Source organism: Pseudomonas sp. NFX183 (assembly GCF_047943075.1).
Classification (GTDB): Bacteria; Pseudomonadota; Gammaproteobacteria; order Pseudomonadales; family Pseudomonadaceae; genus Aquipseudomonas.
This window is the reverse complement of the sequence record NZ_CP181333.1, coordinates 343,444-369,596: the sequence shown is the minus strand read 5'-3', so window position 1 is coordinate 369,596 and position 26,153 is coordinate 343,444. Positions and strand designations below refer to the sequence as shown.

Annotated in this window: 27 protein-coding genes; 14 read left to right on the top strand and 13 right to left on the bottom strand. The window is 59.5% G+C overall.

Annotated elements, in window-relative coordinates; genetic code table 11:
- Nucleotides 1-113: 113 nt before the first annotated feature.
- Entirely contained in the window at nucleotides 114-1,295 is a 1,182-nt protein-coding gene (rssB, locus tag ACM530_RS01830; protein ID WP_159954928.1) for a two-component system response regulator RssB, read from the top strand.
- Complete coding sequence (gene rssC, locus ACM530_RS01825; protein WP_003172602.1) at nucleotides 1,295-1,777, top strand: anti-sigma factor antagonist RssC; 483 nt, start codon at nucleotides 1,295-1,297, stop codon at nucleotides 1,775-1,777. The genes rssB and rssC overlap by 1 nt, the downstream gene beginning before the upstream one ends.
- A 201-nt stretch (nucleotides 1,778-1,978) precedes the next feature.
- Here rssC and tal read toward each other — a convergent pair whose 3' ends face one another.
- Nucleotides 1,979-2,905: a transaldolase gene (gene tal, locus ACM530_RS01820; RefSeq protein WP_416364152.1), complete on the bottom strand. Its 927-nt coding sequence runs from the start codon at nucleotides 2,903-2,905 to the stop codon at nucleotides 1,979-1,981.
- 481 nt (nucleotides 2,906-3,386) lie between these two features.
- Nucleotides 3,387-4,373 (bottom strand): tRNA dihydrouridine(20/20a) synthase DusA, encoded by a 987-nt coding sequence (dusA, locus tag ACM530_RS01815; RefSeq protein WP_416364151.1) that lies wholly within the window; start codon nucleotides 4,371-4,373, stop codon nucleotides 3,387-3,389.
- Nucleotides 4,374-4,849: 476 nt separating this feature from the next.
- Between dusA and ACM530_RS01810 the strand changes: the two genes are divergently transcribed.
- The 3 genes from ACM530_RS01810 to ACM530_RS01800 all read left to right on the top strand — a co-directional run bounded on the left by ACM530_RS01810 (nucleotide 4,850) and on the right by ACM530_RS01800 (nucleotide 6,699).
- On the top strand, nucleotides 4,850-5,773 hold the full coding sequence (locus tag ACM530_RS01810; protein WP_416364150.1) for a hypothetical protein: 924 nt from the start codon (nucleotides 4,850-4,852) through the stop codon (nucleotides 5,771-5,773).
- Nucleotides 5,774-5,973: 200 nt separating this feature from the next.
- Nucleotides 5,974-6,330 carry a DUF6124 family protein gene (locus ACM530_RS01805; protein WP_416364149.1) on the top strand — a complete coding sequence of 119 codons (357 nt, stop codon included), beginning with the start codon at nucleotides 5,974-5,976 and terminating at the stop codon, nucleotides 6,328-6,330.
- A gap of 147 nt (nucleotides 6,331-6,477) precedes the next feature.
- Nucleotides 6,478-6,699, top strand: coding sequence for a hypothetical protein (locus ACM530_RS01800; protein ID WP_416364148.1), 222 nt, complete (start codon nucleotides 6,478-6,480; stop codon nucleotides 6,697-6,699).
- Between the two features lie 109 nt (nucleotides 6,700-6,808).
- On the opposite strand, the gene ACM530_RS01795 is transcribed toward ACM530_RS01800, so the two are convergent.
- Entirely contained in the window at nucleotides 6,809-7,996 is a 1,188-nt protein-coding gene (locus ACM530_RS01795) for an MFS transporter (RefSeq protein WP_416364147.1), read from the bottom strand.
- 493 nt (nucleotides 7,997-8,489) lie between these two features.
- On the opposite strand from ACM530_RS01795, the gene mqo reads away from it, so the two are divergent.
- Nucleotides 8,490-10,145, top strand: coding sequence for a malate dehydrogenase (quinone) (gene mqo, locus ACM530_RS01790; protein ID WP_124416773.1), 1,656 nt, complete (start codon nucleotides 8,490-8,492; stop codon nucleotides 10,143-10,145).
- A 72-nt stretch (nucleotides 10,146-10,217) separates the two neighbouring features.
- Here mqo and ACM530_RS01785 read toward each other — a convergent pair whose 3' ends face one another.
- Entirely contained in the window at nucleotides 10,218-10,883 is a 666-nt protein-coding gene (locus ACM530_RS01785; protein ID WP_404487385.1) for an NADPH-dependent F420 reductase, read from the bottom strand.
- A 99-nt stretch (nucleotides 10,884-10,982) separates the two neighbouring features.
- Here ACM530_RS01785 and ACM530_RS01780 point away from each other — a divergent pair, with 99 nt between their 5' ends.
- On the top strand, nucleotides 10,983-11,879 hold the full coding sequence (locus ACM530_RS01780) for a LysR family transcriptional regulator (protein WP_416364146.1): 897 nt from the start codon (nucleotides 10,983-10,985) through the stop codon (nucleotides 11,877-11,879).
- Between the two features lie 4 nt (nucleotides 11,880-11,883).
- Here the strand turns inward: ACM530_RS01780 and ACM530_RS01775 are convergent, their stop codons facing one another.
- Nucleotides 11,884-12,732: a LysR substrate-binding domain-containing protein gene (locus ACM530_RS01775; RefSeq protein WP_416364145.1), complete on the bottom strand. Its 849-nt coding sequence runs from the start codon at nucleotides 12,730-12,732 to the stop codon at nucleotides 11,884-11,886.
- Between the two features lie 98 nt (nucleotides 12,733-12,830).
- Between ACM530_RS01775 and ACM530_RS01770 the strand changes: the two genes are divergently transcribed.
- Nucleotides 12,831-13,730, top strand: coding sequence for a DMT family transporter (locus tag ACM530_RS01770; protein WP_416364144.1), 900 nt, complete (start codon nucleotides 12,831-12,833; stop codon nucleotides 13,728-13,730).
- Between the two features lie 131 nt (nucleotides 13,731-13,861).
- Nucleotides 13,862-14,191 carry a YXWGXW repeat-containing protein gene (locus tag ACM530_RS01765; protein WP_106576901.1) on the top strand — a complete coding sequence of 110 codons (330 nt, stop codon included), beginning with the start codon at nucleotides 13,862-13,864 and terminating at the stop codon, nucleotides 14,189-14,191.
- Nucleotides 14,192-14,247: 56 nt separating this feature from the next.
- Here the strand turns inward: ACM530_RS01765 and ACM530_RS01760 are convergent, their stop codons facing one another.
- From ACM530_RS01760 to ACM530_RS01750, 3 genes are all read right to left on the bottom strand, one after another.
- Nucleotides 14,248-14,622 carry a hypothetical protein gene (locus ACM530_RS01760; protein WP_106576900.1) on the bottom strand — a complete coding sequence of 125 codons (375 nt, stop codon included), beginning with the start codon at nucleotides 14,620-14,622 and terminating at the stop codon, nucleotides 14,248-14,250.
- Nucleotides 14,623-14,692: 70 nt separating this feature from the next.
- Nucleotides 14,693-15,088: a PIN domain-containing protein gene (locus tag ACM530_RS01755; protein WP_242193902.1), complete on the bottom strand. Its 396-nt coding sequence runs from the start codon at nucleotides 15,086-15,088 to the stop codon at nucleotides 14,693-14,695.
- Nucleotides 15,085-15,342 carry an AbrB/MazE/SpoVT family DNA-binding domain-containing protein gene (locus tag ACM530_RS01750; RefSeq protein ID WP_416365071.1) on the bottom strand — a complete coding sequence of 86 codons (258 nt, stop codon included), beginning with the start codon at nucleotides 15,340-15,342 and terminating at the stop codon, nucleotides 15,085-15,087. The genes ACM530_RS01755 and ACM530_RS01750 overlap by 4 nt, the downstream gene beginning before the upstream one ends.
- Before the next feature lie 154 nt (nucleotides 15,343-15,496).
- On the opposite strand from ACM530_RS01750, the gene ACM530_RS01745 reads away from it, so the two are divergent.
- Nucleotides 15,497-15,889 (top strand): RidA family protein, encoded by a 393-nt coding sequence (locus tag ACM530_RS01745; RefSeq protein WP_416364143.1) that lies wholly within the window; start codon nucleotides 15,497-15,499, stop codon nucleotides 15,887-15,889.
- A 1-nt stretch (nucleotide 15,890) separates the two neighbouring features.
- Here ACM530_RS01745 and ppnN read toward each other — a convergent pair whose 3' ends face one another.
- Both ppnN and ACM530_RS01735 read right to left on the bottom strand, forming a co-directional pair.
- Nucleotides 15,891-17,264, bottom strand: a complete 1,374-nt coding sequence (ppnN, locus tag ACM530_RS01740; RefSeq protein ID WP_145163099.1) for a nucleotide 5'-monophosphate nucleosidase PpnN — start codon at nucleotides 17,262-17,264, stop codon at nucleotides 15,891-15,893.
- Nucleotides 17,265-17,413: 149 nt separating this feature from the next.
- Entirely contained in the window at nucleotides 17,414-18,238 is an 825-nt protein-coding gene (locus ACM530_RS01735) for an aspartyl/asparaginyl beta-hydroxylase domain-containing protein (RefSeq protein WP_369300596.1), read from the bottom strand.
- Between the two features lie 273 nt (nucleotides 18,239-18,511).
- Here ACM530_RS01735 and fabV point away from each other — a divergent pair, with 273 nt between their 5' ends.
- On the top strand, nucleotides 18,512-19,705 hold the full coding sequence (gene fabV / locus ACM530_RS01730; RefSeq protein ID WP_369300595.1) for an enoyl-ACP reductase FabV: 1,194 nt from the start codon (nucleotides 18,512-18,514) through the stop codon (nucleotides 19,703-19,705).
- Between the two features lie 211 nt (nucleotides 19,706-19,916).
- Entirely contained in the window at nucleotides 19,917-20,540 is a 624-nt protein-coding gene (locus ACM530_RS01725) for an HAD family hydrolase (protein ID WP_145163104.1), read from the top strand.
- On the opposite strand, the gene ACM530_RS01720 is transcribed toward ACM530_RS01725, so the two are convergent.
- Nucleotides 20,537-21,442, bottom strand: coding sequence for a LysR family transcriptional regulator (locus ACM530_RS01720; RefSeq protein ID WP_145163107.1), 906 nt, complete (start codon nucleotides 21,440-21,442; stop codon nucleotides 20,537-20,539). The two genes, ACM530_RS01725 and ACM530_RS01720, sit on opposite strands and share 4 nt — an antisense overlap.
- Before the next feature lie 103 nt (nucleotides 21,443-21,545).
- On the opposite strand from ACM530_RS01720, the gene ACM530_RS01715 reads away from it, so the two are divergent.
- Nucleotides 21,546-22,715, top strand: a complete 1,170-nt coding sequence (locus ACM530_RS01715; RefSeq protein ID WP_145163109.1) for an aspartate aminotransferase family protein — start codon at nucleotides 21,546-21,548, stop codon at nucleotides 22,713-22,715.
- Between the two features lie 128 nt (nucleotides 22,716-22,843).
- Here the strand turns inward: ACM530_RS01715 and punR are convergent, their stop codons facing one another.
- Nucleotides 22,844-23,758 (bottom strand): DNA-binding transcriptional activator PunR, encoded by a 915-nt coding sequence (gene punR, locus ACM530_RS01710; RefSeq protein ID WP_145163111.1) that lies wholly within the window; start codon nucleotides 23,756-23,758, stop codon nucleotides 22,844-22,846.
- 122 nt (nucleotides 23,759-23,880) lie between these two features.
- Here punR and punC point away from each other — a divergent pair, with 122 nt between their 5' ends.
- Complete coding sequence (gene punC / locus ACM530_RS01705; protein WP_416364142.1) at nucleotides 23,881-25,065, top strand: purine nucleoside transporter PunC; 1,185 nt, start codon at nucleotides 23,881-23,883, stop codon at nucleotides 25,063-25,065.
- 129 nt (nucleotides 25,066-25,194) lie between these two features.
- On the opposite strand, the gene ACM530_RS01700 is transcribed toward punC, so the two are convergent.
- Nucleotides 25,195-26,028: a nucleoside-binding protein gene (locus tag ACM530_RS01700; protein ID WP_416364141.1), complete on the bottom strand. Its 834-nt coding sequence runs from the start codon at nucleotides 26,026-26,028 to the stop codon at nucleotides 25,195-25,197.
- Nucleotides 26,029-26,153: the final 125 nt, after the last annotated feature.

Here is a 26,153-nt window from a genome sequence, read left to right as displayed (position 1 = left end):
GGGCAAAATCCCAGTGCTTTGTAGGACAGAGTGGCTAGAAAGCGAATCCAGTACGTGAGCCCGGCCATTGCCGAGCCGCCTACGCCAACCTAATTCTGGCGCCGTTTGCCCACATGCAAAAAACCAGTGCCACGCTGCTGATAATCGATGACGACGAAGTAGTGCGCGCGAGCCTCGCGGCCTATTTGGAAGACAGTGGCTTCAGCGTCCTGCAGGCCAGCAATGGCCAACAGGGTCTCCAGGTATTCGAGCGCGACAAGCCCGACCTTGTGATCTGCGACCTGCGCATGCCCCAGATGGGCGGCCTCGAGCTGATTCGCCAGGTGACTGAGCTCGCCCCGCAGACGCCGGTGATTGTCGTGTCCGGTGCCGGCGTGATGAACGATGCCGTCGAGGCCCTGCGCCTGGGCGCCGCCGATTACCTGATCAAGCCCCTGGAAGACCTGGCCGTGCTGGAGCACTCGGTGCGCCGCGCACTCGACCGTGCCCGCCTGCTGCTGGAAAACCAGCGCTACCGCGAAAAGCTCGAAACCGCCAACCGCGAACTCGAAGCCAGCCTCAACCTGCTTCAGGAAGACCAGAACGCCGGTCGCCAGGTGCAGATGAACATGCTGCCGGTGAGCCCCTGGACCATTGATGAGTTCAAGTTCGCGCACCAGATCATCCCGTCGTTGTACCTGTCGGGTGATTTTGTCGATTATTTCCGTGTGGATGAGCGGCGTGTGGCGTTCTACCTGGCCGACGTTTCCGGCCACGGTGCATCCTCAGCTTTTGTCACCGTGTTGTTGAAGTTCATGACCACACGGCTGTTGTTCGAATCCAAGCGCAATGGCACCTTGCCGGAGTTCACACCCTCCGAGGTGCTGGGCCACATCAACCGAGGCCTGATCAGCTGCAAGCTGGGCAAGCACGTGACGATGGTCGGCGGCGTTATAGATGAAGAAACCGGTCTTTTGACCTACAGCATCGGCGGTCACCTGCCGATGCCGGTTTTATACACTCCAGACAGTGTGCGTTACCTGGAAGGCCGTGGTCTGCCGGTGGGCTTGTTCAATGAAGCCACCTACGAAGACCACATCCTGGAACTGCCGCCGACCTTCAGCCTGACGCTGATGTCCGACGGCATCCTGGACCTTCTTCCAGAGCCTACACTCAAAGAGAAAGAAGCCGCCTTGCCCCAAAAGGTCAAGTCGGCGGGCGGCAGCCTGGATGGCCTGCGGCAGGTTTTTGGATTGGCCACGCTAGGGGAGATGCCGGATGATATCGCCCTATTGGTGTTGAGCAGGAATCTTTGATGAGTACCGGAAGAATCCAATTCGCCGAGCAAGACGGGACCTTCGTCCTGAAGTTTGTCGGTGAAGTGCGCCTGACCTTGTGTTCGGCGCTGGATGCAACGATTGAGCGGATTTTCACTGCCCTGAATTTCTCGGCGATCGTGATCGATCTGACCGAAACCCGCAGCATCGACAGCACCACCCTGGGCCTGCTGGCCAAGTTGTCCATTCTGTCTCGGCAGAAGGTCGGCCTGTTGCCGACTGTGGTCACCACCCACGAAGACATCACCCGGCTGCTGCAGTCCATGGGTTTTGACCAGGTGTTCAACATCGTTGACCGCCCGATCCCGTGCCCGGAATGCCTGACCGACCTGCCGTCGCAAGACCAGTCCGAAGAAGTGGTACGGGTCAAGGTGCTCGAAGCGCACAAGATCCTGATGGGCCTGAACGAGTCCAACCGCGAAGCCTTCCACGACCTCGTGAACGCCCTGGAACGCCACTAGGCTCCCTGTTGAAACCCAATCCAAATGTGGGAGCGGGCTTGCTCGCGAAAGCGGTGTGTCAGTCAGTAAATTTTTAGCTGACCGACCGCATTCGCGAGCAAGCCCGCTCCCACAGTTGAGCTGCGCTTGGCTTGGGACCAGCGAAAGGCACAAAAAAGGGCGGCACCCGCAAGGGTGCCGCCCTTTTTGCTACCGCCGCTTTTACAGCTTGGCAGTCAACAGCGCCTCAAGCTTCTCCTGATCCCGAGCAAACTGACGAATCCCCTCCGCCAGCTTCTCAGTCGCCATCGCGTCCTCGTTGGACTCCCAACGGAACTGCGCTTCAGTCAAATGCACGCGCGCTTCGCCGGCATGGCCTGGCGCCAACTTGCGCTCCAGCTTGCCGTCATCGGCCGCCAGCTTCTCCAGCAGGTCCGGGCTGATGGTCAGGCGATCACAGCCGGCCAGCTCTTCAATCTGGCTCAGGTTACGGAAGCTCGCACCCATCACGACCGTTTTGTAGCCATTGGCCTTGTAGTAGTTGTAGATGCGCGTCACCGACTGCACGCCCGGATCATCCGAGCCGGTGTAGTCGTTACCGTTGGCCTTCTTGTACCAGTCGTAGATACGGCCTACGAACGGCGAAATCAGGAACACGCCAGCCTCGGCACAGGCCACGGCCTGGGCAAACGAGAACAGCAGCGTCAGGTTGGTTTGAATGCCTTCTTTTTCCAGCTTCTCTGCCGCGCGGATGCCTTCCCAGGTGGAGGCGATCTTGATCAGCACACGGTCACGGCTGACGCCGGCTTTGTCGTACAGGTCGATCAGACGGTGCGCACGCTTGAGAATGGCGGCTTCGTCGAACGACAGACGCGCATCCACCTCAGTGGAAATACGGCCCGGCACGACTTTCAGAATCTCTTGACCTACCGCCACCGCAAAACGGTCGCTGGCCAGGCCCACGTCGCCGTTGCAGTCCTTCACGCACTCATCCAGCAGCTTGGCATAGCCTGGGATCGACGCGGCCTTGAGCAGCAGGGAAGGGTTGGTAGTGGCGTCTTGCGGCTTGAGCTTGGCGAGGGTGGAAAAGTCGCCGGTATCGGCTACAACGGTGGTGAATTGCTTGAGTTGTTCCAGCTTGGAAGTCATGGGCGTGCTCTGTCCTGTGGGTCTGATGACATTACCCGAGCGCCGGCAGGCGCTCAAGGGCGCAAATGCGTTCGATCGTTTGCGAGGGCAACAACCTGAAAACAGCCGTTTGAATCACCGGCCGTACTGCTAACTAGGAGACCAAAACCGCCGACAGGTTCAACCCAACTGCCCTACGGACAACGCGGCCCTGTGGAAGCCGCCTCCCTGTGGAGAGCAAGCTTGGTGTGGAGAGCAGGCTCCCTGTGGCGAGCAGGCTTGCCCTGCGTTGGGGCGCGCAGCGGCCCCAGTAAGGCTGATGCGACTTTTCAGTTAAAACACATTCATAGGTTTAGGGCCGCTCCGCAGCCCAACGCAGGGCAAGCCTGCTCGCCACAACAGCCCAGCCACCCTGACACCCATCACCCAAAACTGTGGGAGCGGGCTTGCTCGCGAAAGCGGCCTGTCAGCCCCAAATAACCCAACTGACACTCAGAAACCATCACCGCCCCTCCAACAACTCCCCAGCCTGATCCAACAACGCCAGCGGATCACTCGCCTTATGAATATCCACCGACAACAACTGCCGAAACTTACGCGCCCCCGGAAACCCAGTCCCCAGCCCCAGCACATGCCGGGTAATGTGATGCATCACCCCACCACTGGCCAAATGCTCCGCAATATAAGGCCGCAACTGCGCCAACGCCTGCGCCCGACTAATCACCGGCGCCGCACTGCCAAACAACCGCTGATCCACCTCCGCCAGCAAATACGGATTGTGATAGGCCTCCCGCCCCAACATCACCCCATCAAACACCTGCAAATGCGCCTGGCACTGCTCCAGCGTCTTAATCCCGCCGTTGAGATTAATCTCCAACTCCGGAAAATCCTGCTTCAACTGCGCCGCCACGTCATAGCGCAACGGCGGAATGTCGCGATTCTCCTTCGGCGACAACCCCTCCAGAATCGCAATCCGCGCATGCACCGTAAAACTGGTGCACCCCGCATCCCTCACCGTCCCAACGAAATCACACAACTCGGCATAACTGTCGCGCCCATTGATCCCGATACGATGCTTCACCGTCACCGGAATCGACACCGCATCACGCATCGCCTTCACGCAATCCGCCACCAGCGCAGGGTGCGCCATCAGAATCGCGCCGATCATATTGTTCTGCACCCGATCACTCGGGCAGCCGACGTTCAAGTTCACTTCATCGTAACCGGCAGCCTCAGCCATACGCGCGCAGGCAGCCAGGTCAGCGGGGACGCTGCCGCCCAGCTGAAGTGCAAGCGGGTGCTCGGCTTCGTTGTGGCGCAGGAAGCGGTCGTGGTCGCCGTGCAGGATCGCGCCGGTGGTGACCATCTCGGTGTAGAGCAGGGCGTGCTTGGAGAGCAGGCGCAGGAAGTACCGGCAGTGGCGATCGGTCCAATCCATCATGGGGGCGACGGAGAAGCGGCGGGAGAGGGGAGCGGTTTGTAGGGGCATTGGGGATCTGAGTTAGCGGGGTGAATGGGGCGCAGTTTATCAGGGATGGGTCTTGGGTGTGGGGGAGGTGAGTGGTGCGCTTGTGATCTCGTAGAACGTAACGTTGCCTCATGTGAGATACGCCAAGGATCAAAAGCAGACCATTGCGTCAGGTATCGTGGCCTGACCCCCGATATCTCACTTACATTTCGTTGTGCTGGATTGAGGGAGACAGGGCAGAGCAGGGTTGGTAGCATTCAGCCACTAATCGGTTTGCGACGGCATAGGGAAATGAGTTCATGATTAAAGAACTGGTCATGGGGGGCTAGTGGGAATGGGAGTGCTAGCGAGCTCTTTAAGCGCGCCAGCAACAGACAACCTTTTCAAAAACTACGCATATGCTGCACCTCGTGTGAGCTACGTAGACTCTGACGGCTACTACGATTGCTCTGAAGACGTAGGCGGATTTGATACTTTTTTAAATATGGGGTGTTTCTTTGCGCGAAAATAATTGGTTTTGTAATCTTTTTGGAATTGGGTCGTCACTGGTTGCTGGATTTAAGTTAATGCTTTTGGATACTTTTTCAATTGTATTGGCAGCTATTGTTGGGGCGTGTCTAACGTGGTTGACTTACGAGAATGATCTATGGATGGCATTTTATGCATACATAAGCGCTGTTGCTCTTATGGTTGTAGGTTTATATGTTTCGAAAAGAAATCCTGATGGCTTTCTTTCATATATTATGGGGGTCCTGATTCCAGCGTTTCTTTGTATTATGGCAACTCTTAATGTTACTCAGCTCATAGCGGAATTACTAAGTATTTATGTCTACGGGGTTGTGGGCAAGGAACCAAAATTTGTCGAGGTTTTTTCACATGGAAATTCCCCAGGTTTTATTGTTCTTTGGACTATTCTTCCAGTCGTGGCGGTCATGACTGCCAAGCATTGGATGGATAGTTTTTTTAAGCAAAAGCTGATGCAAGAAAGCAAAGCCGCTAAGAATAATAATTTGATGGATAAAGTTTGTAGATGCATGCTCGCAACCCTTGACTCTCGAGTTTCTCTTGTTGTTTTGATTTTTTATGTCGGTTTATCGTTCTTTATTGGTCGGCACTTAAATGACATGTCTGTTTTTTCTGCGTCAGGAGGGGTTGTAACAATTTTTGGGCTTTTCTCCATCATAAAATTTACAACTGTTGATAAATATCTCAGGCGTGAAGAGATTGCATATAATAGTACTGGTGTCACAGGTCCACCAGTTTCGGAAGAAAAATTAGTTGAAATTGTGGCCGCCAATAGAGAGGCTGCGCGAGTACGCTTGGAAAAAGAGCTTCGCACTGAAATGACAGGAGTTTTTATGACCGTGGTAGGCACGTTGATCTGGGCATATGGTGGTTATATCCCGTATAGCTTAATGTAATAATATTGCTACCGAGTGACTTAATTCACTGATAACGGGGGCAGCCCGTGATATCGCTAGGAGTTTTCCCACACTCATCTAGGCTTGCCCATCGGCCCCTCTCTAGCTAACCTCCTCAAGCCGCTGCAACCCAGCGGCCGGAGGTGGAAGTCCGTATTGCTAAGGCGTTTTAATGCCCGAAAATATCTGGAGCTTCGCCCATGCCTCACAAATCACGCAACCCTCATGTCGATCAAAATACCGCGCCCGTCGATGCCAAGCTACGAGCGGCTGCCGAGCGAGTAATTCATTACTACCTGCCGCCATCTGACGACGACGCAATCACAGAGCACCCACCCAGCAACCTATTCTCCGTCAGCCCCAACATCGACACCGAAACCCTCCTAGCCAACGCATCCGAAAACCTCGACTCCGCCAACCAAATGACCGCCACCCTGACTTTCGACCTCGAAGACCCGCACCGCGCCATCCTCCTCGGCATCCAACAACTCATCGACCTAAGCGCTCTACTCGTCGCCCGAGCCCAAGAGCAAGTCGCGCCTGCCGGCACAGCCTGACCCTCAACCTCCGCCGCCTCACCCCAAGGCGGCAACCTGAACCCATGCTGTCACCCAGCAAAGTTTCATAATTCCCTGCACCGTTGAGGACTACGCTCCCACTTAAGAGACGCCCCCCGCACCTCCAGCCCATAGGGAACTGAAAACATGATCTCGAACTTGGTTAAAGTCGCGCTGATTGCTGGCACGTTGCTGTTGGGCGCTTGTTCGACGGGGTCGTCGGGCGGGAGTGGTGACCCTTGTTTTACTGGCGGGTGCCAGGCGTTTGGGGACCATAGCCCGAGCAAGGCTGCCAAGATGAATTTTGGCGGCAGTGGGCTGGGGAGTAGTTATGGGGAGTATGGGGCGGGGTTGTTGCATGATGATTGAGGGGGTGGTGGGGCAGTCAGAGGTGTGTTGACTGGCCCACCGCTATCGGGGGCAAGCCCCCTCCCACCTTTAGAATGCCCACCTTAGGGGTGTGTTGGTCTGGGACGTGTCAGTGGCCGCCTTTCATGCGGCGGGCGATGAGGTAGATGCCCAGGCCGACCAACGCTGTCGCGGCGCCGATGTAACCGGTGCTGGTCCAGCCATAACCCGCCGTAATCGCCATCCCGCCAAACCACGGGCCCAGCGCATTCGCCAGGTTAAACGCCGCGTGGTTCGACGCCGCCGCCAAGCTCGGCGCTTCGTGGGCGATGTCCATCAGGCGGATTTGCAGCGGCGCGGCCATGGCAATCATGGTGCCGACCAAACCGATGCCCAGCAGTACGCTCCACAGCGCACTGGCGGCGAAGGTGAAGAAGATCAGTACGGCCATCGACCACACCATAATCCAGCCCACGGCGCGAAATTGCATACGGTCGAACAGTTTGCCGCCGGCGATGTTGCCAATGATGCCGCCGACGCCAAACGCGGCGAGGCCGAAGGGGATCCACTGGGGTGACACTTTGGTGACTTCGAGCATGGTCGGGGCGAGGTAGCTGAAGACGCAGAACATCCCTGCAAAGCCAATCGCGCCGATGGACAGGGCCATCCACACTTGGGGTTTGGTGAAGGCGCGCAGTTCTTTGCGCGGGTCGCTGCGTGGTTCGTCGCGGCGGTCCGGCACGAATTGCCAGACGAGGGCGATGGTGCACAGGGCGATGGCGCTGACCAGGGCGAACGCCGAGCGCCAGCCCAGGTGTTGGCCCAGGAAGGTGGCGATGGGGTTGCCGAGCAGCATCGCCAGGGTGAGGCCCATCATCACACGGGCCACGGCGCCGGCGCGTTTGTCGTTGGGCACCATGCTGGAGGCGACGACAGCGGCGATGCCGAAGTAGGCGCCGTGGGGCAGGCCGCTGATAAAGCGGAAGGCCACCAGCGAGCCGAAGGTCGGGGTGAAGGCGGTGGCGAGGTTGCCCAGCGCGTACAGGCCCATCAGCAATAAGAGCATGTGTTTGCGCAGCAATTTGGCGCCGAGGATGGCCAGCAGTGGCGCGCCGACCATGACGCCGAGGGCGTAGGCGCTGATGGCGTGGCCGACTTGCGGTTCACTCAAATTCAAATTGTGGGCGATGTCGGGCATCAACCCCATGATGGCGAATTCGCCGGTGCCGATCGCGAAGGCGCCCACGGCCATGGCAGCTTCCATTTTGGCGGCGCTGCGCGCGGGCAGAACGTGCCCGGGTGTTTGCTGGATAGTCATGGGTAACTCTGTTTGGAAAGATTGCACGAAGGACAGCCGCCGATGCTACGCAAGCAGCGGCGAAGGTGTCTAGAACAGCCGTTTGCAGCAGAGTTCAGTTTCATCTAGCCACCTGTGACGCCACGTCGCGCCTGCCTGGCTTGACAGCGGCGCGTTAAAAGCCGCGATTTAGAGCTGTCAATTGGCCAAACGGCGCATAAACGCTCTTTGGCGTGATATTCTGCGCGCCGTCTTGGTCTAGTCTTTCCCGGCACGTACACCCGTATACGTCCCGGCGATTGGCTGTCGCCCAGGTAGCTGAAGCCAATAATGATAAAAAGTCAGCGCAGAAGGGACATAAACAGTGAGGTCGATACGTCGGCCTTGTGTGCCCACCCTGCGGCTCTCTCGTGAATGTGCAAACCCCGCGGCGCGCTGCCTGGCGCGGCGTGATAGAGGGTTGCCCATGCTCAGGGGCGGTAGGGCGGATGGCGTTTTATCATAGGTGCTACTGATGTTTAAAAAAGTAAACACTGCCCTGCTGGGGCTGGCTTTGTCGATGGGGATCACCTCCGTTCACGCGGAAGAGGCAAAGAAAGTCGATGTGCTGCTGATCGGCGGCGGCATCATGAGTGCGACCCTGGGTGTATGGCTCAACGAGCTGCAGCCGGACTGGTCGATGGAGATGGTCGAGCGCCTGGATGGCGTGGCCGAAGAAAGCTCCAACGGCTGGAACAACGCCGGTACCGGTCACTCGGCTTTGGCTGAGCTGAACTACACCCCGGAAAACAAGGACGGCACCGTTGAGATCCCGAAAGCGGTCGAGATCAACGAAGCGTTCCAGATCTCGCGTCAGTTCTGGTCCTGGCAGGTCCAGCAGGGCGTGTTGAAGAACCCACGTTCGTTCATCAACTCCACACCGCACATGAGCTTCGTGTGGGGCGATGACAACATCAAGTTCCTGAAAAAACGCTACGAAGCCCTGCAAGCGAGCCCGCTGTTCGCTGGCATGCAGTACTCCGAAGACCCGGCGCAAATCGCCAAGTGGGTTCCGCTGATGATGGAAGGGCGTGACCCGAACCAGAAAATCGCGGCCACCTGGACCCCGATCGGCACCGACGTGAACTTCGGCGAGATCACCCGCCAGTTCGTTGCCCACCTGCAAACCACCCCTAAGTTCGACCTGAAACTGTCGAGCGAAGTGCAGGACATCACCAAAAACGCCGACGGTTCGTGGCGTGTGAGCTACAAAAACCTGAAAGACGGCACCAAGACTGAAACCGACGCCAAGTTCGTGTTCATCGGCGCCGGCGGCGGTGCACTGCACCTGCTGCAGAAGTCGGGCATTCCTGAAGCCAAGGAATACGCAGGCTTCCCAGTGGGCGGTTCGTTCCTGGTGACCGATAACCCAACGATTGCCGAGCAGCACCTGGCCAAGGCCTACGGTAAGGCTTCGGTTGGCGCGCCACCGATGTCGGTTCCGCACCTGGACACCCGCGTGCTGGATGGCAAGCGTGTGATTCTGTTTGGCCCATTCGCAACCTTCTCGACCAAGTTCCTGAAAGAAGGCTCGTACCTGGACCTGCTGACCAGCACCACCACCCACAACATCTGGCCAATGACCAAAGTCGGTATTCGTGAATACCCACTGGTCGAGTACCTTGCCGGCCAACTGATGCTGTCGGATGACGACCGCTACAACGCCCTGAAAGAGTACTTCCCGAACGCCAAGAAAGAAGACTGGCGCCTGTGGCAAGCCGGTCAGCGCGTGCAGATCATCAAGCGTGACGAAGAGCAGGGCGGCGTCCTGAAACTCGGTACCGAAGTGGTCAGCTCCGCCGACAACACCATCGCAGGCCTGTTGGGTGCATCGCCAGGCGCGTCGACCGCGGCTCCGATCATGCTGACCGTGCTGCAGAAAGTGTTCAAGGACAAGGTCGCGACCCCTGAGTGGCAGGCCAAACTGCACCAGATCGTACCGAGCTACGGCACCAAGCTGAATGACAGCCCTGAGGCTGTTGCGAAGGAGTGGGCTTACACTGCCGGCATCCTGCAACTGACCCCACCGCCTGCGATTCCGCAGTTGAACGCGCCAAAGGCGACCGAAGCCACCGAGGCTGCCAAGCCTGCGGCTGAGCCGAGCAAGCCGGCGTCTGACCTAGCGCTGTAAGCCAAAGGTCAAACCGCTGTAAGAAGCCCGCTGAACCGGTCACGGTCAGCGGGCTTTTTTGTGCGCGCGTGTTCAGGCGCGCACGCGTTCGACCGGCGGCAGTTCCACCGTGCGTTCGGCAGCTGCCAGCGCCGCAGTTAAACCCGCTTGGTCCAGCGGCACGCAGTACGCAGGTTTTGCCCGCTCAAAACGCCAGCTTTCATCCAGCCCTCCTGCGTCTACGGCGTCGAAACCGAGCTCGTCGAGCAGCTTGATTACTTGCGCCTTCGCTGCGGCGTCATCGGCGGCCACCGGCAGTGCACGGCGGGCGGGCGCGCCGTGGGGGCGGGCGTCTTGCGTCAGGTCGGGGGCAAAAATCGCATTGAACACCTTGACCACGTGGGAATGCGGTAGATGCTCGGCCAGCAGCCGGCTGGTGGTGGTTTCAAAGCGGTCCAGCACGGCGATATGCCCGTCGCGGTTGGGGTAGTAGTTGTTGGCGTCCAGCACCGTTTTGCCTTCCAGCCATTGCGCGGGCACGCTGCGGTAATGTTCAAACGGAATGGCCACCAGCACGACGTCGCCAAACCGGGCGGCGTCCTCGGCACTGCCCACCTCAACGCCGAGCAGGCCGCTGAGCACGCTGCTCATGGTCTGCGGGCCACGGGAGTTGCTTAACATCACCTCATGCCCGGCGGCCAGCGCCAGCTGTGCCACGGCTCGCCCGATGAAACCTGCTCCAATCACGCCGATCTTCATGGTCTTGCTCCTCGTAAGTCATCGAGCAGTTATGATGATTGGCAACTAGCTGGCGATAAATGAGCGTTTTGGCGTGGGTGTTGTTACTGGGAGTAGGGAATGATGGACCGTCTTTCAAGCATGCATGCCTTTGTGATGGCCGCCGAGTTGGGCTCTTACGCCCGCGCCGCCGAGCGCTTGAACATGTCCGCGCAAATGGTTGCCAAGCATGTTGCCGCGCTGGAGCAACGCCTCGGCGCGCGCTTGCTTAACCGCACCACGCGTCGGCAAAGCCTGACGGAACTGGGGCACGCGTACTACGAACGCTGCAAACATATCCTGACGGAGGCTGAGGCTGCCGATTCGCTCGCCCAAATCATGAATGACACGCCGCGCGGCAAGCTGAGAGTCACCGCCCCGGTCACCTTCGGTTCCTACAGCCTGATGCCGCTGATTACCGCGTTTTTGCGTGACAACCCGGACGTAGAAATTGACCTGCACCTCACGGATCGTTTCGTCGACTTGGTGGAGGAAGGCTATGAGGCGGCGTTCCGTATCGGCCCTTTGGGCGCCACCGGTTTAACGGCCCGGCCCTTGGCACCTTATCGCTTGGTGGTGTGCGCGGCGCCGGCGTATCTGGCGGAGCGAGGGACGCCACAGTGCCCGGCAGACCTGGCGCAACATGAATGCCTGGGCTACGCCTTTTGGTCACGCCCGGCGGACCGTGAATGGGTCTTCCACCAAGGCGCGACGCCCTACACGGTGCAGGTCGCCAGCCGCCTTCAAATCAACGAAAGCCGGGCGTTGATGTCGGCGGCACTGGATGGCTTCGGCATCGTGCTGGGCGCCGAAGACTTCCTGCGTCCGGCCTTGGCCCGGGGCGAGTTGGTGCGGGTACTGCCGGCATTTGAGGCGCCCAGCCGCCCCATGCACTTGGTTTACACCGCCAACCGGCAGCGCACCGCCAAGTTGCGGCGGTTTGTCGAGGCGGTGCTGGCGCGCTTCGGCCAGGCGTGAGGGCTCAAATGTGGAAGCCCTGTTTTACCTGCGCATACAGATGCAGGGCCAGTGCATTGCTGCTGTCGCACAGCAGGTACAGATGATGCACCGGCAGTGGGGGTAACTCGAACCCTGCAATCTTTTGCGTCAGCCCACTGCCCATGCGGCTTTCTTCGATCAACCCCACCGCCACGCCGCTGCGGATACAGGCCTCGACTGCCGTGGAATTGGGGCTCTCCAGCAATACCCGGTGGTAAATCCCGTGATCCTTCAGCGCCTGTAACGCCGCCGCACGGTACGGGCAGCCGGCAACCGGCACGGTGATCGGCAGCGCCGCATTCGGCGCGCAACTGAAGCCCTCGGCCGCCACCCACAACGGCTGCACCGGCCCCAGGCGTTCGCCCTGGGCCAGCGGTTGTGCGCTGACGGTGATGGCCAGGTCGAGCTGGTTGGCCACAAACATATTCAGCAGCTCACCGCTGGTGCGCGCTTCGACTTCCAGTTCCAGCAAGGGGTTGTCGGCGATCAAGCGCGGTAAAAACGCCTGCATGAACGCCGGCGCATAGGTATCGGGAATGCCCAGACGAATCTTGCCCTGCATGCGCTGTGGCATCAGGGCGATCAGCAGGAGGTCATGGCTCTTGAGAAACTCGGTGGTTTCACCGAGCAGCTTCTGGCCATACAGGGTCAGCTCCACGCCCTGGTTGTTGCGGCTGAACAGGCGCTGGCCGATTTGCTCCTCAAGCTTTTGAATTTGTGTGGTCACGGTCGATGCGCTGCGGTGCACATGCTTGGCCGCCTCGTTGAAGCGCCGAAAGCGCGCCACGGCGTGAAAAGTGCGTAACAAGTCGATGTTCAGTTGTTTGGCCATGATTCCACTATTACGAATTTGTTATGCAAGTAATTCAAATATACAGAATAATGCGCGGCCCTTAGCCTTTCAGTCAACGCGCACTGACGGGAGGTCTCATGACGCGATCAACCTTGAAACGGCTGCTGTTGCAGGTGGCGTTTGTGCTGTCCTGGAGCTCCGGCTACATCGGCGCCAAGTTGGGTACGCAAGGCAGCGGGGCATTCAACCTGCTGTTCTGGCGCTTCCTGCTGGTGTCGGTGTGCCTGGGGCTGTTTTTGAACGTGAAGCTGTTGAAGGTGACCTGGGCTCAGATTCGCCACTACGCCGTGATCGGCTTTCTGTCGCAGTTCCTCTACCTGAGTTGCCTGTATGTGGCGATCCAAAATGGTTTGCCGCCCGGCATTGCGGCCATCATCGCGGCGCTGCAGCCATTGATGACGGCGGCATTGTCGACCGGCAGCGCTGCCGAGCGCAGCGGTGGCTGGCAGTGGATCGGGTTGATGATCAGCTTTATCGGCGTCTCCATCGTGATTGCCGGGCAGTACAGCAGTGGCGGGCGGAGCGTCGGCTTTGTCATGTACTTGTTGCCACTGGCCGCAGCGCTGGGGCTGACGCTGGCGACCTTGTATGAGCGCCGTACCGCGCAGCGCCAGCACGCGGGGTTGGTGTTGCCGCTGTTCATCCAGTCGCTGCTGACGCTGATCGGCTTTTCCGGCGCCGTGCTCTATACCGGCACCTTCAGTGTTCCTCATGACTCGGAGGTGTTGATCTCTATCGTCTGGCTGACGGTGTTTTCCACATTCGTCGCCTATTTGAGCTTGTGGATGTTGTTGCGGGTAATGACAGCGACCCACGTGGCAGCGCTGGTCTATCTGGAGCCACCGGTCACCCTGGTGTGGGCGGCGTTGATGTTTGGCGATGCGATCCAGGGCTCAACCTACGCCGGTATTGCGGTGGTGGTGGCGGGGCTGGGGCTGGTGCGTCTGAAACAACCGACCGTCGCCTGTGCTTCCTGAGGTCTGCAGGTTCAGCAAGCCGACAGACATCACCTGTTAAAAAGATCCCATAGCCAAGCAGGAGCGCGGCTGAAACATGGGGGCATTTTTTATTGGTGCAGGTGCTGGGCGTACGCGCCCGAGGGTTTTGTATGTTGCTACGTTATGCGGCATTGGCGGCGGTTGTCGTCGCAGCGTCCGGGTGTGTGCAAGAGCGTGTGGTGCATGAGCGCGGGCCGGTACAGCGTGAGTATGTCGAAGTGGTCGCGCCGCAACCGCCGCCGGTTCAAGTGATCGAGGTGGAACCTGCGCCGCGCTACGGTTATGTCTGGTCACGCGGCTACTGGCGTTGGGCTGGCGGGCGATACGTCGCGGTGCACGGCCATTGGGAGCAAGTGCGCGAAGGCTATCGTTATGTGCATCCGCACTGGGTACAGCGCAATGACGGTTACCACTGGCAGGGCGGTGGCTGGGTTCGCTGAATCTTGGCCGAACGCCTGGCCGCAGGCGTGAGCGGGTTCGCGCCTGCAAAAAAACGCTAGGTCGGCTTTTGGGTGCCCAGCAGCCGAACCTCCCGCAGCAACGCGGCACCGAGCTGATCGGTGCCCAATTCCTTGTAGCCCACGGCCTTGATCTCGCCGTTTTCTTCGGCCTGGATGATGATCACCGGCGTTTCCTTGCCGGTGGCTTCGTCCACATGCAGGGCGTACTGGGGAATATCCAGCTTGATCGGCGTGCCCGCCGCCTTGCCTTGCACATTGATCAGGAACGCCGCGCAGCCAGTGTCGACATCCACACTGGTGGCGGGCCGGCCGCTGACGAAGCAGGTTTGCGGCAGGTCGGGCCAGGCGATGGTGTCGGCCAGGGTAAAGGTCGGCGTCAGGGCCAAGGCTGCGAGCAAAAGCGTGCGCACGTTGGGTTTCTCTCGATCAAGGGTAGGGGCGGTTTTTACCAAAGCCCGCAATTCGCTGCAACGCTGCCGGTCAGGCCAAGCGCTTCATCCCGGTGGCCTTGGCCGCGTTGACGTCAAAGGTGGCGGTGTATTCACAGCCTGCCGCATGGGCACAGCGCTCTATCAGGTAGTCGGCAAACTCGGCTTTGCCCGCCGTGAATCGTCGCAGTGCCTGCCAGATGATCTCGGCATGTTCGACGGTCAATTCACGTGTACGCAGCAGCGTTTCCAGAACCGTCACCACATCACTCTTGGCCGATTGGTAGCAGCTTTGTAACACCCATACCAGTTCCACCACGCACACCAGGCTGACGAAACCCGGCGAAAGCGTGGTGAGCGATTCGATCAGCTCGGACGCCTTGGGGGACTGAACGGGATCATCCTGGGTGACATAACGCACCAGCACATTGGTATCCAGGCCGATCATTGCGCTTTTGCTCCCTGCGCAGTGATGGCGCGGTTCATGTCGTCAATCGACACGGCCTGGGCGGGCTTGCGGATCAACCCTTTGAGGTCCTGAACGGTTTTGCTCGCGGCAATGATGGAAAACTTGCCGTCTTCCGTTTCGACAAACTCAACCCGGTCGCCGGTTTCCAGACCCAGTGCGGTCCTGACTTGGACCGGGATGGTGATTTGCCCTTTTGAAGTCAGTGTGGCGGTCGCCATAGTGAAGATCTCCATCGTAATTTTCCTTACCCTAAGGTAAGGATTGATGAAGGACAAGATCCGTTGGTCCATAGGTCGCTCGCTGGTAGACGTGGGTGGGAACAGGTAAAACCCTAGCTCGACGTTTTCACGTTCACACGCTTTTCAGAGACCCTAAGAGATACAAGCTATGACCGACCGCCACCGCATCATCCCGCCCGCCATGCAACCCATCGTAGAGCGCGCGGGCTACGTGCCTGCCGTAAAAGTTGGCAACACTTTGTATTGCGCAGGCCAGGTCGGCCGCACGCCGGAATTGGCCGTGATAGCAGACCCCGAGGCGCAATTTATCGCCGCCTGGGAGAACCTGCGGCACGTATTGGAGGAGGGCGGCTGCGGTTTTGAAGACGTGGTCGACATGACCACCTATCACGTTGATATGAGCCAGCACATGGCGGTTTTTCGCGAGGTGAAAAACCGCCTGTTCCCACGCGGGCATTGCGCCTGGACGACCATTGGCGTGTCAGAACTGGCGCATCCCGGGTTACTGGTGGAAATCAAATGTGTTGCGGTACAGCGCTAATTCATTGCACCACGCGATAACACGGCACATACGCGGCACCGCCCGGCAGCTTCATGCGGTGCTGGGCGACAAACGCCTGTAGCAGCTCGTCCAGCGGTTTCATGATGGCCGGGTCGCCGTGGATTTCGTACGGGCCGTGCTGCTCAATCAGGCGAATGCCCTTGTCCTTGACGTTACCGGCCACGATCCCCGAGAACGCGCGGCGCAGGTTGGCGGCCAGTTCGTGGGGCGGCAGGGCGTGGCTCAGTTGCAGGCCTGCCATGTTTTCGTGGGTCGGGTCGAACGGGCGCTGGAAGCCTTCGTCGATCTTCAGCAGCCAGTTGAAGTGGAACGCGTCGTTGCGCTCGCGGCGGAACTGCTTCACGGCCTTGAGCCCGGCCGTCATCTGGCGCGCCACTTCGGCCGGGTCGTCGATGATGATCTGGTAGTGCGCCTGCGCCGCTTCGCCGAGGGTGGCACCGACGAAGGCATGCAGTTGTTGCAGGTACGGCGCCGCGTGTTTCGGCCCGGTGAGGATGACCGGGAACGGCACGTCGCGGTTGTCCGGGTGCATCAGGATGCCCAGCAGGTACAAGAACTCTTCAGCCGTGCCGGCGCCGCCCGGGAAGATGATGATGCCGTGGCCGACGCGCACGAAGGCTTCCAGGCGTTTTTCGATGTCCGGCAGAATCACCAGCTCGTTAACGATCGGGTTTGGCGCTTCGGCAGCGATGATGCCCGGCTCGGTCAGGCCCAGGTAGCGGCCGCCGGTGATGCGCTGTTTGGCGTGGGAAATGGTCGCGCCTTTCATCGGACCTTTCATTACGCCGGGGCCGCAACCGGTGCACACGTCGAGGCTGCGCAGGCCCAGTTCGTGGCCGACTTTCTTGGTGTATTTGTATTCTTCGGTATTGATCGAGTGGCCGCCCCAGCACACCACGATTTTCGGCTCGACACCCGGACGCAACGTACGGGCGTTGCGCAGCAGGTGGAACACGTAGTCGGTGATGCCCTGGGAATTGCTCAGGTCGATGCGCTGACTGTCCAGCTCGTTCTCGGTGTAGACGATGTCGCGCAGGGCGCTGAACAGCATTTCGCGGGTGCTGGCGATCATTTCGCCATCGACGAAGGCGTCGGCCGGCGCATTCAACAGTTCCAGGCGTACGCCGCGATCCTGTTGATGGATACGCACTTCAAAGTCTTTATAGGCGTCGAGGATGGTCTTGGCGTTGTCGATGTGCGCGCCAGTGTTAAGGATGGCCAAAGCGCACTGGCGGAACAACGTGTAGATGCTGCCGGTACCGGCTTCGCTCAGTTGCTGGACTTCACGCTGGGACAGGGTTTCGAGGCTGCCCTTGGGGCTGACGGAGGCATTGATGACTTGACGTTGGGGCATTCTGATTCCTTGAAAGCACAGCCACCGCACCCGCCAGGGGTGGCGATGGCTGGAGAATGGTGAGCGCCGAACTCGGTCGCACGAGACGCACAGTTTGGCAGGCATGAGGCCGTGCGCAAACTCCGTCCAGCACCATCATGCCGCAGAACTTACTGAATCAGCTTCCAGTTTTTGTAGAAAACCCGACGCAGGGTAAACACCAGCCCGGCAAAGCCCGAGATCACGGCGTTGAGCACGGAGGGCAGCAAGGTCGGCCGTACGATATCGATGAACAGGCAGTAACGCTTTGCGTCGTTCTTGTTGAAGGACGCGTGCATCAGCGTGTCATCGAAGATAAACAGCGGGTCGTCGTGCCAGTAATGCTTGTGTTTGCCCACCTGGATGTAAACACCCTCGTGGTGCGGCGCCGGTGCCATGTTGTAGAGCACTCGGAACATCATGCGCAGCGGGCCGAAGTGGAACGACGTCGAGCGGTTTTCGTTGAACACCGACACCCCGATGGTCTTCACGAACGGCAGTTTTTTGCGCAGCTGCGGGATGTCCAGCGTGGTTTCGATCGGGCGGCCATACCATTGGAAAAACAACATGCCGCGCTTTTTCTCGGCCATGCGTTCGTCCAGGTAACCGATGATTTCGTCCTTGTGGGCCATGGCGTCGTCGATTACCTGTTGCAGGTCTTCACGCCAGGCGGGCGGCAGGTCGCTCATGGTGTAGACGTGGCGGTTGCGCAGGCTGAACAGGTCGAACAGGGTATTGAACGGCGCCAATATCCAGGTGTTGCGGCCGTTGCCAACGAAGTATTTCTTGATCGTGTCGCGGTCGTACAGGCCGTTGCGCAGGAAGTCATAAATGCCGCAGAACAGCACCAGCAACAGAAATACCAGGCTGGTGCGCGGGAAGCAGTACATGAACAACAGAACGCCCAGCACCCAGGCGGCTGAGACCAGCTTTTTTTGAACAGCACTTTTACTCATGAAGCGTGGCTCCGAACCTGAAACAAAGCGAAACAATGTTGCCATGATAGTGGGTTCCGGCGGCGCTGGGCGTTTTAAATATTGCGAAATTGTGAAGGCCTGGCACAGTTTTTAACCCGCGCGGTGGCGTATCCGGCCTTTTGTGGATTGGATTTTGTAAACAGAAGATTTGCGACTATCGTGACGCTTCGGTTTTTTGGACGTCATAGACCGGTACGATTAAGTTGAATGGCCACCATTGGCCTTCGGCACCTTGGAAGAGGCAGAAATTTTATGATCATCAAACCGCGGGTTCGTGGCTTTATCTGTGTGACCGCTCACCCTGTTGGCTGTGAAGCGAACGTCAAAGAGCAGATCGACTACGTCACCCAGCATGGCGTCATCGAAGGCGGCCCGAAGAAGGTGCTGGTCCTCGGCGCCTCCACCGGTTACGGCCTGGCCGCGCGCATCAGTGCTGCGTTTGGCTGCGGCGCCGATACCTTGGGTGTGTTTTTTGAGAAAGAAGGCGAAGAAGGCAAGCTGAGCTCCGCCGGCTGGTACAACAGCGCAGCGTTCGAGAAGTTTGCCGTTGAAAAAGGCCTGTACGCCAAGAGCATCAACGGCGACGCGTTCTCCGACGAGATCAAGCGCCTGACCATCGAAACCATCAAGAAAGACCTCGGCAAAATCGACCTGGTGGTGTACAGCCTGGCCGCGCCACGCCGTACCGACCCGCAAGGCGTGGTGCACACCTCCACCCTCAAGCCGATCGGCAAGGCCGTGACCCTGCGCGGTATCAACACCGACAAAGGCGTTGTGGTCGATACCACGCTTGAGCCTGCGACCCAGGAAGAAATCGACGGCACCGTGAAAGTCATGGGCGGCGAAGACTGGCAGCTGTGGATCGACGCGCTGCGTGACGCCGACGTGCTGGCTGAAGGCGCCAAGACCACCGCCTTCACCTACCTCGGTGAAAAGCTGACCCAGGATATCTACTGGAACGGCTCCATCGGCGAAGCCAAGAAAGACCTCGACAAGAAAGTCCTGACCCTGCGCGACAACCTCGCCGCACTCAAGGGCGACGCCCGTGTGTCGGTGCTCAAGGCTGTGGTCACTCAGGCCAGCTCGGCGATCCCGATCATGCCGCTGTACCTGTCGCTGCTGTTCAAAGTGATGAAAGAGCAGGGCACCCACGAAGGCTGCATCGAGCAGGTCTACGGCCTGTTCAAGGACAGCCTGTACGGCAAAGAGCCGAAGCTGGATGCCGACGGCCGCCTGCGTGCCGACCTGGCTGAACTGGAGCCCAAAGTCCAGGACGCCGTGGCGGCGCTGTGGAACCAGGTGACTGACGACAACGTTAACGAAATCAGCGACTTTGCCGGTTACAAGGCTGAGTTCCTGCGTTTGTTCGGTTTTGAAATCGACGGCGTGGACTACGACGCTGACGTAAACCCGACCGTGAAGATCAAAGGCCTGATCCAGGCCTAAAACACGGTCAAAAAAGGTGGGAGCGGGCTTGCTCGCGAATGCGGTATGTCAGTATCAAATACAGTGGCTGACACACCGCTTTCGCGAGCAAGCCCGCTCCCACATTTGCTTTGTGTGAATTCAAAACCCTCCTGCAAGCCATCGCGCTCCCGCCACTGCCCTTAATCTGCCAGACTCCTACGGCTATCAAGCCACGCTAACGGAGGATCTGATGACGATTCGTGCAGTAGTTTTTGATTTCGGCGGTGTTCTGTTCGACTGGAACCCGCACCACCTGTACCGCCAGTTGATTGCCGACGATCACGAGCGGCAACACTTTCTCGACACCATTTGCACCCAAGCCTGGAACACCGAGCAGGACGCCGGTCGCAGCCTGGCCGAAGGCACTCGCCACCTGATCGAGCAGTACCCGGAACACGCACCCTTGATCCAGGCCTATTACGACCGTTGGCACGAAATGCTGCGCGGCGCGTTGCCCGAAGGTGTGGCGATTCTCGAGGCGTTGCATCAAGCCGATATGCCGCTGTTCGGGCTCACCAACTGGTCGGCTGAAACCTTTCCCTATGCGCGGGCCAACTACCCGTTCCTGCAGTATTTCCGCGACATTGTGGTGTCCGGCGAGTTGAAGCAAATCAAGCCGGACGCGGCGATTTATCACGCGAGCCTCGGCCAGGTGCGCGCCCATCTGCCGGATATTCAACCGGGCGAAGTGGTGTTTATCGACGACGTGGCGGGCAATGTCGAGGCGGCCGTGGCCCTCGGTTGGCAAGGCATCCATCACGTGTCGGCCGAGCGTACCGCGGCGCGCCTGCGGGCGTTGGGCGTGGGCTTCTAGCGCGCCCACTTTTCCATGGCGAAATCCACAAAGGCGCGCAGCTTGGGCAGGCGGTAGCGGTCCTGTCTGTAAAGCAGGTGCATGGGGCGGCAGGGCAGCCTGTAGGCGGTTAACAAGGCTACTAACTTGCCGCTCTCCAGGTCCGGTTGCACCAGGGCGTCGGCCAGCATGATGATGCCCATGCCGTTTACGGCCGCCTGGCGCAGGCCCTGCGAGCTGTTGATGGTCAATGACCCGGACACCGGCACCTCCACCTCGCCTTCCTCGCCGGTCAGGCGCCACAGTTTGTCGGAGTCGCGCCAGTTGTCGGTCGCCGGGTAGGCGAACGCCAGGCAGTCATGGTGCTGCAGGTCATTGGGTGTCTGCGGCGTGCCGCGGCGTGCCAGGTAATCCGGCGAAGCGCAGAGGGTGAGGGTGTAGGCCTGCATGGGCCGGGCGATCAGGCTGGAGGTTTCCAGCTCACCAAGACGGATTGCTACGTCGAAGCCGCTGTCGACCAGGTCCATCCGCTCGTTGCTGAGCACCACGTAGAGGTTGATCAGCGGATAGCGTTGGGAAAATTCGCTCAGGGCGGGGGTCAGGCGTTCGGTGCCGAATACCGGTGGCGCGGTAATGCGCAGGTTGCCTTTGGGCGTTTCGCTGTGGGCCTGCTCTGCCAACACCTCAGAGTCGGCTACCAGCCCCAGCACCTCCAGGCAGCGCTGGTAATACTGCCCGCCAAATTCGGTGAGGCTTTGCTTGCGCGTGGTGCGCTTGAGCAAACTGACGCCCAGGCGCTGCTCCAGGGCGCGCAAATGATTGCCGACCATGGTGGTCGACATCCCGCACTCCTGCGCGGCAGCCGTCATGCTGCCAGTCTCGACCACTTTGACGTACACCGACATTGCCTGGAACAGATCCATTATCAAGCCTTGGTTTAAAGTCATTACAGGAATGTGCAGTTTATCCAGCTCGGGTGGCTAACGATACTGGTGCCATCACCATGATGCACTGGAGCTTGCCACCATGACCGCCGCCTGCCTGATGACCACCTATCAACCCTTGGCCCTGAGCTTCACCCGTGGCCTGGGCACGCGCCTGTGGGACCAGCAGGGGCGTGAATACCTCGACGCGGTGGCCGGTGTGGCGGTGACCAATGTCGGGCATTCCCACCCTCGGCTGGTGACGGCGATCAGTGAACAGGCGGGCCTGTTGCTGCACACCTCCAACCTCTACAGCATTGATTGGCAGCAACGGCTGGCCCAGCGCCTGGCACAGTTGTCTGGCCTTGACCGTGCGTTCTTCAACAACTCCGGCGCCGAAGCCAACGAAACGGCGCTGAAACTCGCACGGCTGCACGGCTGGAAAAAAGGCATCGAAGAACCGCTGGTGGTCGTGATGGAGAATGCGTTTCACGGGCGCACCCTCGGCACCATGGCGGCCAGCGACGGGCCGTCGGTGCGCCTGGGGTTTCAGCGCTTGCCGGGGGATTTTCTCAAGGTTGGGTTTGGCGACCTGGCGGCGCTGGAAGCCATCACGCAACACTTCGGCCCGCGCATTGCCGCGGTGCTGCTGGAACCGATCCAGGGCGAAAGTGGCGTGCTGCCAGCGCCGCCCGGCTACTTGAAAGCCCTGCGCGAGCATTGCACGCGCCACGGTTGGCTGATGATGCTCGATGAGATCCAGACCGGCATCGGCCGCACCGGCGCCTGGTTTGCGTTCCAGCATGAAGGCATCGTGCCGGACGTGATGACGCTGGCCAAAGGCCTTGGCAATGGCGTGCCCATCGGCGCCTGCCTGGCCCGGGCCGCGGTGGCCCGGCTGTTCACACCCGGCAGCCACGGCAGCACATTCGGCGGCAACCCGCTGGCCTGCCGCGTGGGCTGCACCGTGCTGGACATTATTGAAGAGCAAGGCTTGCTGCAGAACGCCGCGCAACAGGGCGAGCGGCTGTTGGCGCGGCTGCGCGTGGAGTTAAGCGAGCACCCGCAGGTGCTGGCGATTCGCGGGCAAGGCCTGATGGTCGGGATCGAACTGGCACAGCCTTATCGCGATCTGGCCTACCGCGCAGCGCACGAGCATGGACTTTTGATCAATGTGACGCGCGGCAAGATCATCCGCCTGCTGCCGCCGCTGACGCTGGAGGCCAAGGAAGTGGAGATGATCGTAAGGGCCATCGCCCGCCTGCTGGATTGAACCCCCGATCAAAATGTGGGAGCTGGCTGGCCTGCGATAGCATCACCTCGGTCTGACATTAAGACCGAGGCGCTTGCATCGCAGGCCAGCCAGCTCCCACACAAGTCCATATCGAATCCGTGTGACTTTCACAGATCTGGGCCATTGAGCCACTCCTGATTCATGGTTTCGGTGTCGCCCAGGTACTCCAGCAACCAACTCATCGCCGGCGACAACTTGCTCTGCGCCCAGGCCACGCACGACGGGCTGGCCGGGAACGGCCGGCGCAATTGCAGCGCGACCAGCTCGCCGCGTTCGATCCACGGCAACACCTGATGCGCCGGCGCCATGCCGACGCACAGGCCATCGCGCAGGCAATCAAGCGCCGAGGACCAGTTGGGCACCACCAGCCGGCGTTGGTTATCCAGGGTCCAGGTGTCACGCTTGGGCAGGTTGCGCGAGGTGTCGGTCATGCACAGCGACGCGAACGGCCGCAGTTGATCGTCACTGAGCAAGCCGTCCAGCGCCGCCAGCGGATGCTTGGCGCTGACCACACACAGCCAGTTCAGCAGGCCCATATCGCGAAAGGTGAAGTGGCTGGCCACCGGCACCGCACTGGTGGCGCCGATCACAATGTCGGTGCGTTCATCGGCCAGGGCATCCCATACGCCGTTGTACACCTCGTACTCCAACAGCAATTCCACCTCGGGAAACTGCCGATAGAAGTCCAGCACCAGCTGCCGACAGCGCTGGGGTTTGACGATGGAGTCCACCGCAACCTTCAATTGGCCGCTCCAGCCATTCGCCACCTGCTGGCACAAACGCCGTGTACCGAGCATTTTTTTCATCACGCCGCGGGCTTCGTCTATAAATAGACGGCCGGCAGGGGTCAGCTCCACGTCACGATGGCGACGCACAAACAGCGGCACCGCCAGCCATTCCTCAAGCTGACGCACCGTGTAGCTGATGGCCGAAGGCACGCGGTGCAGTTCTTGGGCGGCCGCACTGAAGCTGCCGTGGCGTGCCACGGCATCGACGACGTCCAGTGAGTATTCGGACCACATTACGGCTGCCTTCAAATTATTTGATAAGAGTGTCCAATTATTATCGCTTCACACACTCACTGTCAGCTTCATAATAGGCGCCAGTCAGCAAATAGTTTGATGGCAGGTTCAGCAAGGCTTCAATGAAAAATTCTTTTGGTTTCACGTGGTACCTGGCGGGGCTGAGCATGCTCGGTTATCTCGCCATGGATATGTACTTGCCGGCGTTCGGCGCCATGGGCGAGCAGTTGCAGATCAGTGCGGGCGCCGTGGGCGCCAGCTTGAGTATTTTCCTCGCCGGTTTTGCGGTAGGGCAGTTGTTGTGGGGGTCGTTGTCCGACCGCCTCGGGCGCAAGCCGGTACTGCTGGCGGGCCTGAGCCTGTTTGTAGTGGGTTGCCTGGGCATGTTCTGGGTCCAGACCGCGCCGCAACTGCTGGCGTTGCGTTTTATGCAGGCGATTGGCGTGTGTTCTGCGGCGGTGAGCTGGCAGGCCCTGGTGATCGACCGATACCCGGCCGACAAGGCGCATCGCGTGTTCGCCAGCATCATGCCGCTGATGTCGCTGTCACCGGCCCTGGCGCCGTTGCTGGGCGCCATGGTGTTGAATCACTTCGGCTGGCAGGCGATCTTCGGTGTACTGCTGGGCGTGTCGCTGCTGTTGCTGCTGCCGACGTTGTTCCTGCGCAAAATGCCGAAACGTCGGACAGAGGAGGGCGAGCCTTCGCGCCTCGGTTATGGGCAGTTGCTGACCTCCCGCGTGTTCACCGGCAACGTGATGATCTTCGCTGCCTGCTCGGCCAGTTTCTTTGCCTGGCTGACAGCCTCGCCCTTCATCCTGGGCGACATGGGTTACAGCCCGAATGACATCGGCCTGAGCTACGTGCTGCCGACGTTGGCGTTTCTGATTGGTGGTTACAGCTGCCGCAGCGCCTTGCAGCGCTATCAGGGCAAAACCCTGCTGCCCTGGTTGCTGGTGGCTTATTGCATCAGCATGGTGGCGTTGTACCTGGTTGCCACGTTGACCGTGCCCACCCTGACCACTTTGCTGATTCCGTTCTGCCTGATGGCGCTGGTCAACGGCGCTAGTTACCCGATCGTGGTGGCGAATGCGCTGATGCCGTTTGCGGAAAATTCCGGCAAGGCAGCGGCACTGCAAAACACCTTGCAACTGGGGCTGTGCTTTCTCAGCAGCCTGCTGGTGTCGTCGATGATTGACCAGCCGCTGTTGATTACGGTGATTGTGATGCTGGCGACTGCGCCGTTGGCGGTGTTGGGTTATTGGCTGGCGCGGCCGAAGACGGACGATTCGGAGCTGGCAAACGCCTAAAGCTGAAATGCAATCAAAAATGTGGGAGCTGGCTTGCCTGCGATAGCATCGGCTCGGTGATTCTGAAGTACCGAGGTGTCTGCATCGCAGGCAAGCCAGCTCCCACAGTTGATTGGGTTTCTTCAGTGGCTAGAAGGTGATTTCCATATTCAGCGTTGGCGTAGAGGTCCGAGTCCCCCGGCCGCCGTCCACGCCGAACTTGTTGTGCCAGTACTCGTAACCCACGCCGAGATACAGGTTCGGCTTCACGCTTTTACCCGGCCGCACCGCCACCATCAGCGCGGTGCGCATCAGCGTTTCTGGCGCGGTGTCGCGGCCATGGTAGTCCTCGCCTTTCTCTCCGACGTAATTGATAAAACCCTGGAATTTCGCCGCATGGTTGGCGATGTCGAACGGGCGCATCCACGTCAGGTTGAACATGTAGGTGTCGTCAAACGTATGGTTTGACTCCTGCGCGCCGGGGATGCCGGTGTGGTTCTTTTCCTTGTAGTACATCAGGCTCAGGTCCAACACACCGACCGTGTTGAACTTCAACGTCGGGCCAATCACCAGTGCGCGCTTTTTGGCTGAGGCGACGTTGTTGTTGCGGTTGGCATCAAAGCCCAGCGTCAGCGCGTAATCCTTGATCAGCCCGGTGCCGAGCGGCACATCAAACACCCGCGAGGCATACAGTTGATGCCGGTAAACGGCATAGACCTCACTGCCGCCATGGTCGGTGCCCTTGCGCGGGTCGTGGCTGTCGGACAGGAACACATCCAGGTTCAGGTAGTTGCTGCCGTATTGGTAGCCACTGGCGTGGGTGAAGCTGTAGATGCGTTTGCTGAAGTCATCGGGGTTATTCGGATTGGTGAAGTGTTGGCCGTAGCGAAATCCTACGCTGTTGTTCATCCATTCCACCGCGACGGCCTCCCCACCGCCGAGAAGGGTCAATGCAACGGTTGCGCCCTGTAATGCCTTTTTCATTGTTTGAGGTCCTTTGGCGTTCTGGCTCATGACGGCCGGATTGTTTTTGTAACGCCGATGGAGGGTATCTTGTTCGATTGATTGTATACAACTCTATGGACATGCAGTCCAAACATTGCATACAG

Coding starts and splice junctions, on each gene's coding strand:
- rssB (WP_159954928.1), top strand. CDS start 114: ATGCAAAAAACCAGTGCCACGCTGCTGATAATCGATGACGACGAAGTA.
- rssC (WP_003172602.1), top strand. CDS start 1,295: ATGAGTACCGGAAGAATCCAATTCGCCGAGCAAGACGGGACCTTCGTC.
- tal (WP_416364152.1), bottom strand. CDS start 2,905: ATGACTTCCAAGCTGGAACAACTCAAGCAATTCACCACCGTTGTAGCC.
- dusA (WP_416364151.1), bottom strand. CDS start 4,373: ATGCCCCTACAAACCGCTCCCCTCTCCCGCCGCTTCTCCGTCGCCCCC.
- ACM530_RS01805 (WP_416364149.1), top strand. CDS start 5,974: ATGCCTCACAAATCACGCAACCCTCATGTCGATCAAAATACCGCGCCC.
- ACM530_RS01800 (WP_416364148.1), top strand. CDS start 6,478: ATGATCTCGAACTTGGTTAAAGTCGCGCTGATTGCTGGCACGTTGCTG.
- ACM530_RS01795 (WP_416364147.1), bottom strand. CDS start 7,996: ATGACTATCCAGCAAACACCCGGGCACGTTCTGCCCGCGCGCAGCGCC.
- mqo (WP_124416773.1), top strand. CDS start 8,490: ATGTTTAAAAAAGTAAACACTGCCCTGCTGGGGCTGGCTTTGTCGATG.
- ACM530_RS01785 (WP_404487385.1), bottom strand. CDS start 10,883: ATGAAGATCGGCGTGATTGGAGCAGGTTTCATCGGGCGAGCCGTGGCA.
- ACM530_RS01780 (WP_416364146.1), top strand. CDS start 10,983: ATGATGGACCGTCTTTCAAGCATGCATGCCTTTGTGATGGCCGCCGAG.
- ACM530_RS01775 (WP_416364145.1), bottom strand. CDS start 12,732: ATGGCCAAACAACTGAACATCGACTTGTTACGCACTTTTCACGCCGTG.
- ACM530_RS01770 (WP_416364144.1), top strand. CDS start 12,831: ATGACGCGATCAACCTTGAAACGGCTGCTGTTGCAGGTGGCGTTTGTG.
- ACM530_RS01765 (WP_106576901.1), top strand. CDS start 13,862: ATGTTGCTACGTTATGCGGCATTGGCGGCGGTTGTCGTCGCAGCGTCC.
- ACM530_RS01755 (WP_242193902.1), bottom strand. CDS start 15,088: ATGATCGGCCTGGATACCAATGTGCTGGTGCGTTATGTCACCCAGGAT.
- ACM530_RS01750 (WP_416365071.1), bottom strand. CDS start 15,342: ATGGAGATCTTCACTATGGCGACCGCCACACTGACTTCAAAAGGGCAA.
- ACM530_RS01745 (WP_416364143.1), top strand. CDS start 15,497: ATGACCGACCGCCACCGCATCATCCCGCCCGCCATGCAACCCATCGTA.
- ppnN (WP_145163099.1), bottom strand. CDS start 17,264: ATGCCCCAACGTCAAGTCATCAATGCCTCCGTCAGCCCCAAGGGCAGC.
- ACM530_RS01735 (WP_369300596.1), bottom strand. CDS start 18,238: ATGAGTAAAAGTGCTGTTCAAAAAAAGCTGGTCTCAGCCGCCTGGGTG.
- fabV (WP_369300595.1), top strand. CDS start 18,512: ATGATCATCAAACCGCGGGTTCGTGGCTTTATCTGTGTGACCGCTCAC.
- ACM530_RS01725 (WP_145163104.1), top strand. CDS start 19,917: ATGACGATTCGTGCAGTAGTTTTTGATTTCGGCGGTGTTCTGTTCGAC.
- ACM530_RS01720 (WP_145163107.1), bottom strand. CDS start 21,442: ATGGATCTGTTCCAGGCAATGTCGGTGTACGTCAAAGTGGTCGAGACT.
- ACM530_RS01715 (WP_145163109.1), top strand. CDS start 21,546: ATGACCGCCGCCTGCCTGATGACCACCTATCAACCCTTGGCCCTGAGC.
- punR (WP_145163111.1), bottom strand. CDS start 23,758: ATGTGGTCCGAATACTCACTGGACGTCGTCGATGCCGTGGCACGCCAC.
- punC (WP_416364142.1), top strand. CDS start 23,881: ATGAAAAATTCTTTTGGTTTCACGTGGTACCTGGCGGGGCTGAGCATG.
- ACM530_RS01700 (WP_416364141.1), bottom strand. CDS start 26,028: ATGAAAAAGGCATTACAGGGCGCAACCGTTGCATTGACCCTTCTCGGC.